The 9,351-nt window shown below is 59.9% G+C and carries 8 protein-coding genes; 1 reads left to right on the top strand and 7 read right to left on the bottom strand.

What is annotated here, in order from left to right; translation table 11 throughout:
* Window positions 1-163 precede the first annotated feature (163 nt).
* Genes FFS27_RS22305 through FFS27_RS22295 form a run of 3 tightly spaced genes read right to left on the bottom strand, consistent with a single transcriptional unit; the run spans window position 164 to window position 2,933 of the window.
* Window positions 164-1,546, bottom strand: a complete 1,383-nt coding sequence (locus FFS27_RS22305) for an integrating conjugative element protein (RefSeq protein WP_023122674.1) — start codon at window positions 1,544-1,546, stop codon at window positions 164-166.
* 17 nt (window positions 1,547-1,563) lie between these two features.
* Window positions 1,564-2,502: a TIGR03756 family integrating conjugative element protein gene (locus tag FFS27_RS22300; RefSeq protein WP_016851627.1), complete on the bottom strand. Its 939-nt coding sequence runs from the start codon at window positions 2,500-2,502 to the stop codon at window positions 1,564-1,566.
* Window positions 2,502-2,933, bottom strand: a complete 432-nt coding sequence (locus FFS27_RS22295; protein ID WP_003111736.1) for a TIGR03757 family integrating conjugative element protein — start codon at window positions 2,931-2,933, stop codon at window positions 2,502-2,504. Before FFS27_RS22295 ends, FFS27_RS22300 begins: the two co-directional genes overlap by 1 nt.
* A gap of 2,141 nt (window positions 2,934-5,074) precedes the next feature.
* Here FFS27_RS22295 and FFS27_RS22280 point away from each other — a divergent pair.
* Window positions 5,075-5,293: a hypothetical protein gene (locus FFS27_RS22280; RefSeq protein WP_003109406.1), complete on the top strand. Its 219-nt coding sequence runs from the start codon at window positions 5,075-5,077 to the stop codon at window positions 5,291-5,293.
* On the opposite strand, the gene FFS27_RS22275 is transcribed toward FFS27_RS22280, so the two are convergent.
* The 4 genes from FFS27_RS22275 to FFS27_RS22260 all read right to left on the bottom strand — a co-directional run.
* The gene (locus FFS27_RS22275) at window positions 5,290-5,949 is read right to left on the bottom strand and encodes a DsbA family protein (RefSeq protein WP_003109405.1); all 660 of its coding nucleotides are present in this window, start codon (window positions 5,947-5,949) and stop codon (window positions 5,290-5,292) included. The two genes, FFS27_RS22280 and FFS27_RS22275, sit on opposite strands and share 4 nt — an antisense overlap.
* The gene (locus FFS27_RS22270; protein ID WP_003099860.1) at window positions 5,946-6,230 is read right to left on the bottom strand and encodes a hypothetical protein; all 285 of its coding nucleotides are present in this window, start codon (window positions 6,228-6,230) and stop codon (window positions 5,946-5,948) included. The genes FFS27_RS22275 and FFS27_RS22270 overlap by 4 nt, the downstream gene beginning before the upstream one ends.
* Entirely contained in the window at window positions 6,227-9,169 is a 2,943-nt protein-coding gene (locus FFS27_RS22265; RefSeq protein ID WP_031299041.1) for a conjugative transfer ATPase, read from the bottom strand. The genes FFS27_RS22270 and FFS27_RS22265 overlap by 4 nt, the downstream gene beginning before the upstream one ends.
* Window positions 9,169-9,351: TIGR03751 family conjugal transfer lipoprotein (locus tag FFS27_RS22260; protein WP_137952216.1), on the bottom strand; the 183-nt coding region annotated here is incomplete at its 5' end. The genes FFS27_RS22265 and FFS27_RS22260, both read right to left, overlap by 1 nt.

Below are 9,351 nucleotides of genomic sequence, written 5' to 3'. Positions count from 1 at the left end.
CTCCAGTAGTTGCTTTGCCGCCAGGCCTCCAGGCCCTGGATGCCACCGAAGTGGTTCAGGGCAAAGAGGCTGAGCAGCGTACCGACCACTGCCAGGCCGACGACGATCAGCACTCCGACCAGTAGCTGGCCGAGGAGCTTTCGGGTGGTGAGCGTATCTGCCATCACGGTCTCCCTCCCGACTTGCCGCCGGCGGCAGAGGGGGCCTGCAGGCGATCGAGGCGATCAGCATCGGGCGCCGACTCGAACACGCCACTGGACCCTGAGGCGCGCTGTTGCCCGCGCTCGATGACCCGCATGGGCGAATTGCTGGCCAACTCGCGACGGAGTTCCAGTTCGGTCTTGAGGTTCGAGATCTCCTGCTGCAGGAGGCTGGTCTGCTGATCGACGGCTTGGGTGGCCAGGCCGTTGGCGGCGACGTTGGGCTCCTTGGCGCCGGCGAACATCAGGCGCTGTAACAACAGGGCCTTGCTGAGCACGTCCATCAGGGAGACATCGGACGCCAGGCGGCGCGCCAGGACGTCCTGGTCACGCTCGTCGCGCAGCGCCTCGATGACGCCGCGGGTGATTGGCAGCGCATCGGTGCCGGCCGCAGCCAGGTTCTCGGCGGTCAGTGGCTTACTTTTCGATAGCAGCTCCTGCAGCGACTGGAGCTTCTTGTCGTAGGTCTCTTGGATCAGCGGGGTCAGGCCGACGCCTGCAGCCGTCACCGTCTTCTGGCAGCCTTCACAGGTCTGCTGCTGTTGCTCCCCCAGTACCCGGGTGGCGAATGCAGCGGCTTCTTGGGGGGAGGACCAGGTGTTGCAGACCAGGCCGTTGTTACAACTGGCGGAAGGCACGCTCGATGAGTCTTTCACCGAGCGGCTGGTCAACAGGTTGTAGCCCGCCCGGGTCACGTCGTTGACGATGCGAATGGGCTTCTGGCCGGAGCCGCCGGCCTTGTCTCCACCGACCCAGGTTACGCCATCGTTGCCGCCCTTCTTCTCCACTACTTCGAGGGCGGATACGGCGTCTTTCCCGCCAGAGGCCAGCGTGGCGCCCAGGGCCTGGCCTTCGGCGATTTTCCCCCAGCCGGTCTGCTCCCCAGCGATGTCAGCCATCTTCTCGGCGATCGCTCTGCAAGTCCCTTTCGAGCGGTCGTAGTCGATCCGCGCCTGCAGGATGCCATTGGTGATCAGGTTGTAGAGCTGAGGGTTCGCGCGCTGGATGATCAACGCCGGTAGCGACATGACCGCGCCGGTCGCGTTCTGGATGACTGAGCCCATGATGTTCTGGAAGCCCTGTGTGGCACCGTTGAGCTGGTTCTCCAGGGTGGTGCTCAGGTTCATGTTTCCGCACATCAGGTCGTTGTTCCAGCCGAAACCGACGCCGATCGAGTCCATCTGGCCGGCGCTGCCCATGCTCACCGCACTGCCGCCGCCAATGCTGTATAGGACCTCGTCGCTGAGCACCGTGCCGGTCTTGGACACGTTGATTGGGTCGTCGGCCTGGGCAAGTTGAGCTGCGAGCAGCCACGTCAGCGCGACCGAGGTGATGTTCATTCGCATGATTCGTCTCCGTGTCCTTATTGGAAGTCGGTACTGCCGAGGAAGATCTGCCCCTTGCGCTGGCAGCAGGAGTAGGGACGCCAGAGCGCCCAGGCGTAATCGCCGTCGACGGCCTGCGTCTTCGGCCCTGAGTTGGGAAACACCGCGCAGTTGAGGCTCAGGGACGGGGTCAGCTCCTGCCATTTCCCGGTCGAGGCATCGCCCTCTTTCAGCTCGCCCGCCGGCCAGTAGCCGTCCTTGGGTGCTGCGCGCATGGGGAGGTAGACGTGGAGCTGGCCGATTCGCGTGGTGATGTCGCCGGCGCGCTGGGCGATGACGGCCGCCGTCTTGTAGTCGTCGGTCTGGTGCAGGAATCCGCTGCGCGGATAGAGGTTCCCCCACATGTCGCCGGAGAAGATTCCACCCACCTCGCGCAGCCCTGGGACCAACGCTTCGGGGTACACCTGCTCGGGAATGCCATGCCGCCAGCCAATGGCGTCCAGTGTGCTGAGGAAGTACGGCACCAGCGGGAAGGTGGCGCCAGGGCAAACGTACCCAGAGGCGCTGGCGAACCGGCTGAACGTGGCCCCGCCAGGATGGCCGATCACATCCGCTTCCTTGAAGCGGCCGATGCTGTTCTCGGCCTTGTGGTTGGTGGTCGCGTCATTGCCGGCCTGGGCGAGGGGATTCGGTGTGCCCAGCGCCGACACTTCCGTCCAGGGGTTGCTCCCGGTATTCGCATAGCTGGAGACGACTGCGTCAGGCACGTAGTGGCGGACCTTGACCGACGTCTTCACCTTGCAGCCATGCGGGCCGCAGAGCAGCCAGTAGCAGATCCCGACGACCTTGTATTCGAGGCACTGAGGGGAAAGGGTGGAGGAGACGATGGCGGCGCTGTTGATCGCGGCCGCGGCCGTGAACGAGAGGCTGAAGGTGGCGGCCGCCGCTGCCAGGCGGCGGAGGTTGAGGCTGGTCATCAGCGCGTCCTCCTGGCCTTGGCGATCAGCTCAAGAGCGCGCGGTACGTCCGGTTCGCCGTAGACCACGTACTGCCTGTCGACTACCACGGCAGGGATCTTCTCGACACCGAGACTCCACGCATCGGTGACGTCTTGTTGTGCCTTCACCAGCTCTGCCTGCAGGCGTCGCCCCTCGGGGCTCTGTAGCAACTGCTGAAACGCTACCTGAGCTTGTTGAGGATCCTTGGGCAGAGCGTCAGTCAGTTGCTCCTCAAGGTGTTGCTGGGCATCCAGGAGCAGGACTCGCGATGATCCGGTGGCGGTGACCGGATGGGCCTGGTCAGTGATGACCCAGGTTTCGGCCTGGCTTGCGCCGGTCAGCAGTACAAGTAGTAAGCCAACGGCCAGGGGGCGTGGCCACCAGGCTGGGGGGGAACGATGAAGAGGCATGGGTCTGTACCGGTTCGAATAGGTACAGGTAGGAGACAGGATCGCTTCCGATAGGGCAGCAGGAAATCATCACTACGTCGCCGGGGTATTTTTTACCTCCGTATTGGCGAGTTGTTGGCGCATGGTGCAGAGGAGGGCGCCTGGTAACTCATAAGGTAGAAGTGAGATTCCAAGCCATCTTGTTTTCAGGTGTTTGCGCGGACTGAGCAGTCACTGCCGAAACAGTTGTTTTTGTTGCTAAGAGGCAGGACGGCTGCGCTGAGATTCCTACTAGTAAATTAGATAGTTGTTGTCTTCTGAAACAGAATTGAAGCGAAATTGGGGGTAGGGTTTTTCTAGGTGAAGGGTAACTTTTGAGAATTACAAAGGTGTGACGAAAATGTTGTATTTTTCTTGCGGTATGAAGATGGGTGGTTGGGTCGGATATAGGTACTTCTCTCTATTTTCTTTAATTGCTCTCATCTATGGGTGTGTCGGTGGTGGAGGTGTATCGGATGAGATTGGGCAGCACTGCTTTGAGAGAGAGCAAAAGATTTCCGGAGTTAATGATAATGAAGAGGGGAGTGTGAGGTTGAATCGGCTGAACTGCGATCCAATTGAAGGTCGTGTTCTTGAATCAGAGAAGCTGATACGAAAGCCGCCCAATGAGCTGGGTATTCACTGAATGAATAATTTTTAGCCTGGAGAGGTCTTTTTGAAAATGAAAAAATCACTTGTTATGTCGACTGTGCTTTTGATGGCTAGCAATTTTGCGTGTGCTGATGAGGGCTCAAATGATGGAAGTGAGATATGTCGGGCGCAGGGTGGAGTTGAAATAACAAGTCTGGGGGAAGTCTCAAAGGGTGTGGATGTTGAAGATGTTGTAGTTTGTTCGATTCTTCCAAGTAATATGAAGTCGAGTCAAAGAGCGCCTACACTCCCTCCTCTGCAAAGGATGATCATTTCGGCAATGCCTTCACCAGGAACGGTCACTGTTTCTGCCGGCGGAGATAGGAAGTTCACAACATCTTGCCGGGCAAATCTTTATGCTCCACGTTATGCCAATTTCTATCCAGACGGTGTTAGCAGGGGAACATCAGATCTACGATGTGTTGGTTACAATACACCTGGGAATTCATCTCAAGGGTGTAATGTGTCATGGGTCGGCCCGACCGACATTCAATTGGGTGTTGAGCCATATGGCGGATCTGTTGTTGTAAACTACAGTTGCACTGCATTCAAAACAACGATTCCAGTGATAATGAGCTACAGTTATCGTGATGGGCGGGCAGTGTATGGTGAGGTCCAGAATGTGTCAGGAATAATAAATGTGGTTTTGAAATAAGGATGCGCCTTAGTAGGCTTTTATTTCAAGGTGTTCAGCTTGTGAATGTGCTGCAGGGCACTCTATAGAGTGCCCTGCATAGGCTGGAAGTCGTTTGGCTGAGGGCTAGTCTTTCGAGTTCGATATGGCACGTTGATGAAGGCTGGTAAAAAGTCCTGTCTGTGTGGGTGGCAGGCGAGTGGCGCGTTCAGACGCTAATGTGGAGTTCAAGGTAGGGTTCCGACGCCGAGGATCCTCTTTGGGTGGAGTCATTTGCTGAGCCATGCAGTTGTAAGACAGGCTACGTGCTCCATTGACTTGTACATCGATACACGAAGATTCAGATTGTTCATCCGAGTGTGACTCTGCGGGCGGGGAGGCAGCAGCCTGCTGTGCCAAACCAACTATAGGCAACAAGAATATAATTCGAAGAATTTTAATAAGCATTCCAATCTCCTTAACCCTGAGGGTTGGATGAGATTCAATAGTAACCTCAAGTTATGAGGAAAGATGAACCGTCTATCGTTTTGTAGTCTTGGTTAGGTCAGGCACGCGCTAGTGAGTAGTACCAAGAGTAAGCCGATAGCCAGGGGGTGTGGCGGCCCATTTGGGGAAGCGATGAAGAGGTGCGGGTTTGTACCGGTTCGAGGAAGGTATAGACAGCAGACAGGATCGCTTGCGATGGGGCAGCAGGAAACCATCAGCCCGTCGGCAGTGTATTTTTCGAGCCGTATCCAGAGCTGCTGCCAACAGCGGCAGGGGTGACTCCATCGTCATCTGGAGGGCATACTTAGCGGTTGATAGATGGCTAGTTGATATTAACGTGGGAGTCGACATCATGGAGCGCTTGCTCGAGAGCATCTATATCAATGCCCGGCCGGCGATGGAGTTCAAGCTCAGCCTCACCAGCTCCGGCCGCAAGAAGATTGTAAAGATCGTGGACGGGGATGAGGTTGAGATGCTGCCAGGTGACGTGCAGAGCATTCTGGAGTCCCAAAAAATGGATGTTGGCATCCTCTCCGATTTCTTCGTCCAGACGCTCCTAGAGCGACGCTAGTGGTCCCTGGCCAACCAGTCGATCGCCGACAGCAACGTGGTCTCGTCGGCCATGCCCTCCAGCTTCACGCTTCTTCCCGTCTGGTTGTCCCGGATGACCAGGGTCGGGGTCGCTGTAATGCCGTTCGACCGTGCAGTGTCGATGTCCGTCTTAATCAACCGGTCCACCAGGTCCATGTCTTTCGCACATTTTTCCAGTCGAGCCTGGTCCAGTTCAGGAAAGTGCAATGTGCCGCCAGGCAGCCCGCCCCCGTTGCCGGCCGACTGAGCGAAGATCGCATCGATAGCGCTCCAGAAGGCTTTGGCGCCGCCTTGGATCCCCGCGCACTCCACCAGGCGAGCCTGATGGCGGGCCGCCTCGCCATGCATCTGCAGGGGAAGATGCCGCCAAACCAGGTTCACGTCCGGATGGCTGTCTACCCAGCGCTTCAGCCGCGGTGTGTAGACCTTGCAGAAGGGGCACTCCAGGTCGGCGTATTCATTGATCGTCCAGCGCGCCTTCGCATCGCCGTAGAGGCTGTGGTTGGCTGGTAGACCCTTCACCAGAAGCTCGACCCCTAGGGCGGAGACAGCCAGCAAGACCAGCAGCAGCCCCGCCCAGGGCAGGGCGGGACCTTGAAATCGTTTCGCTGCCCAGCCGCCCTTCAACAGTCTCACGCTTGCCTCCGCTGTAGGACTTCCGCACGGTCCACGGCCTCGATGAGCGCCTGTTGGGCCGTATCAGGCTGTGGATGCTGTTGCAGCCATTCATCCAGGAGCTGCTTTATCTGCGGGACTATGTCCCGGCGATCGACCGCCCTCAGTTGAATCTGCTGCAGCTCCTCGATCAGTACAGGAGCGCATATCCTGAGCGTCTGCAGGGCATCTTCTTCGGGGTTCTGCAGGATCTGGGTCAGGTTGTCGATCAGGTTCTGGGTCAGCGAATTCAGAGCTCTCATTCGTCCTGGCACTCCACTGCCGGTTGGTCTGGGAAATTAATTGGGAAGGGCGGCAGGCCGCGCGCCTTGTCGAGATCCGCTGCGACCTGCAAGGCCGCCTCGAGCTCGTCGCAGCCGGTGGCTTGCATGATGTTGTAGCGCTGGTTCTTTTCTTCGTTTTCGGTCATGGCCAGGGCCAGGTAGAGACTCGGGGGAACCACACGGAAGAGGTACTCCTTGCCCTTGGCCAGGAGCACGCCCTCGGTGAATTTGCCGCTTTCCTTGCGGGCCGAGAGCATCATCGACTTCTGCGCCGGCGACAGCTCGCGGAACCTGGAGATCTTCTCTACCTCGTCTGGGGGCATGTTCAGGCACAACCACCACTCGATCATGTTCAGCATCGGCGCCCCGGAGGCTGGGATGTCGTCGATGTTCTGGGTGGCGAGCCAGAACCAGGCGCCCAGTTTCCGCCACATCTTGGTGATCTTCATGGCGTAGGGCAGCAGCAGCGGGTGCTTGGTGATGATGTGTCCCTCATCGGTGATCTTGACGATGGGCCGGCCCTTGAATTGGTCGCGTTCGGCGATGTTGTTTACGGTGTTCAGCAGCGAGATGTAGGCGATCCCGAGCTGGGCGGCGTAGCCTTCGCGCGCGTAAGTCGCGAAATCCACCACGGTGAGGTCGGCTTCAGGCCAGGGCGTGCCTTCGCGATTGAACATCTCGCCGTCGGCACCCATGCAGAACATCTGCATGGCTTCCGCCATTTCGGCCAGGCGCGCGCGCCGTTCTGGCGCGGTGCCATCGCTCCTGGAGGCCTCGTAGAGCGCATCGCGCACGTCCTGGGTGAGTACCGTGCGGTTCGCGGCGGCGCAGGTCCTGGCCGCCGCCAGGATCGCCTGGCGGACGGCGCTGCGATCGGCACGGGTCAGGCGCGCGTCTTCCTTCTCTTCGCCGCCGGTGATCATCAGGCGCGCGACGATCTCCATCTCGCCGAGGATGTCTCGTTGATCGTCCTCGAGGTCGGCCTTGCTGCCCTGGACCGAGTCCGAGGCCTCGATGTCTTCGGCATCCAGGACCTTCACCTGGTCGGGACTCTCGACCAGCTTGATGGCGTCCGCGAACGGCGCCAGGCTGACGCCGGAGCCCGGGGCGAGGCGGACACGGTGGACCGAGAGGCCAAACCGCTTGGCGAAGTCGGCCAGCAGGCCGAAGCTGTTGCCCGCTTCCGCGACGAACATCCGTGGCAGGTACATGGCGAGCATCTGGCTGATGAGGTTGGTCAGGGACGCTGACTTGCCGGACCCGGTTGGGCCGAAGATGAAGCCGTGGGCATTCATCTGCCGGTCCAGCTTGTTGAACGGGTCGAAGGTCAACGGCGCGCCGCCACGGTTGAACAGCGTGAAGCCGGGGTGTCCGGTACCGGTGGTGCGCCCCCAGATGGGCGACAGGTTGGCGATGTGCTGCGCGAACATCATCTGGGTGTACCACTCCAGGGCTCGCTTTTCGTTCGGATCGAAATTGCAGGGCAGCCAGCGCAGGTAGCTGTTCAGCGGTCCCACTTCGTTCTGCGGTTCGACCGGCACCAGGCCGGCGCCGAGCAGCACGTTGCTCAGGGTGATGCAGCGCTCCTCCAACTGGGTATGGTCGCGGCCGCGCACGAACAGAGCGATCGAACCGCGATAGAGCTTGTGCTCCCGGCCGATCAGGCGGCGAACGGTGGCCACGTCCTCGCGGGTGTGGATCGAGGCCTGGTTGTCACCAACGGCCTTTTTCGAGAGCTGCTGCAGATGCCCTTCCAGCATGTCCTGCGGCGTCACCACCATGGTGATACACAGCAGCGTATCCTCGGGCATGCGATCGAACAGGGCGTTCAGGCCATCACCCTTGAGCGTCTCGCCGGTGAAATGCCCTGTCAGCGGCGCCTTGTTCAACTGGTCGACCACGATCACTCGGTGTGGCATGGCATCGAACAGCCATACGCCCTGGGTGGCATCGGAAACAGGCTGCCGATAGAACAGGTTCTGGGAGAAGTCGGTGCCGTCGGCCAGCGGCAAGTCATCCTGCAGGATCGGTTCGTCCGGCCGGCATACCAGTTCGTAGAAGCGACGTAGATCCGCATCGGTCTTGCCGAGGTGATCCGGGTGCGGGTTGAACCAGCGGATCAACCAGTTCCTGATCTCCTGTCCGCCCATGCGCGAAGCGACGATGCCGGCGTTCGCCAGGCCGCCTTGGATACGCTCGCAGATGGACTTCAGGTACGCCGCCGGGTCCTGTCCGCGAATCTGCGCATCCGCCTTGCGGATCCGGCGGTAGACGACCATCCGCACGCGCCGCTGTTGTCCTCGCCAGGGCAGCTTGCTGACGGCGGTGTCGACGAACAGTCCGCCCGGCTTCGAAATGCCCTCCAGGTGATGCTTCATGAGCGCCAGGTACATCTCGCTGAAGGCTGATCCTCGCGCTCGAGGATGGACGTACTGCCTCAACTGCTCCTGGAAATTGTCCCAGCTGATCTCGTCCTGGGCGTAGAACTGGACGATCCAGGGCGAGGTTTCGTGCTCGTCGAAGGAGTTCTGCAGGGCTTCTTTCAATGCGTCCCGGGCGTTCTGCATCCAATTGGGATCGCGACCCTCGGTGCCCAAGGGCACCAGCTCGAAGAAGACGGCACGCGAACGTCCATCTTCCAGGAGCATCACCTGTTCGTCGGGCAGGTACTCGGCCCAGGGCAGCAGGTCGACGAACGATGGGTCGTGATCGTAGAGGCGTGACGCTTCAGCCTGCGTGGCGCCATTCTTGCTCCCGGTGTTGGGTAAAGGGATACCCATGGCGGCCAGTCGCGCCAGATAGCGCTCAGTCGCTTCTTCCACGGCCGCTACGTCCAGCGCTCCTGAATCTTCGGGAGCGTCTGCCGGTACCGACTGAGGCTGTGTGCGACCGCGCAGAAGGGTTTGAAAAAGGCCCATCAGTAGTCCTCCGTGCGCTCGCCCGGCATGGCGTACTGGACTCGCTGGTAGAAGGGGAACACGGTGGTATAGCCCGGTACCGGGGCGGGATCGCTGCCGGCTAGGTGCGGGAACACATACATGACCAGGTCGGGATTGGGCAGTCGTTTGAACTGGCTGTGGATCTCGTTGCTGGCCGTGCG

This window comes from Pseudomonas sp. 2VD, assembly GCF_005503585.1.
Lineage (GTDB): Bacteria > Pseudomonadota > Gammaproteobacteria > Pseudomonadales > Pseudomonadaceae > Pseudomonas > Pseudomonas aeruginosa.
The sequence above is the reverse complement of the archived record's forward strand: the minus strand, read 5'-3'. Positions and strand labels throughout refer to the sequence as shown.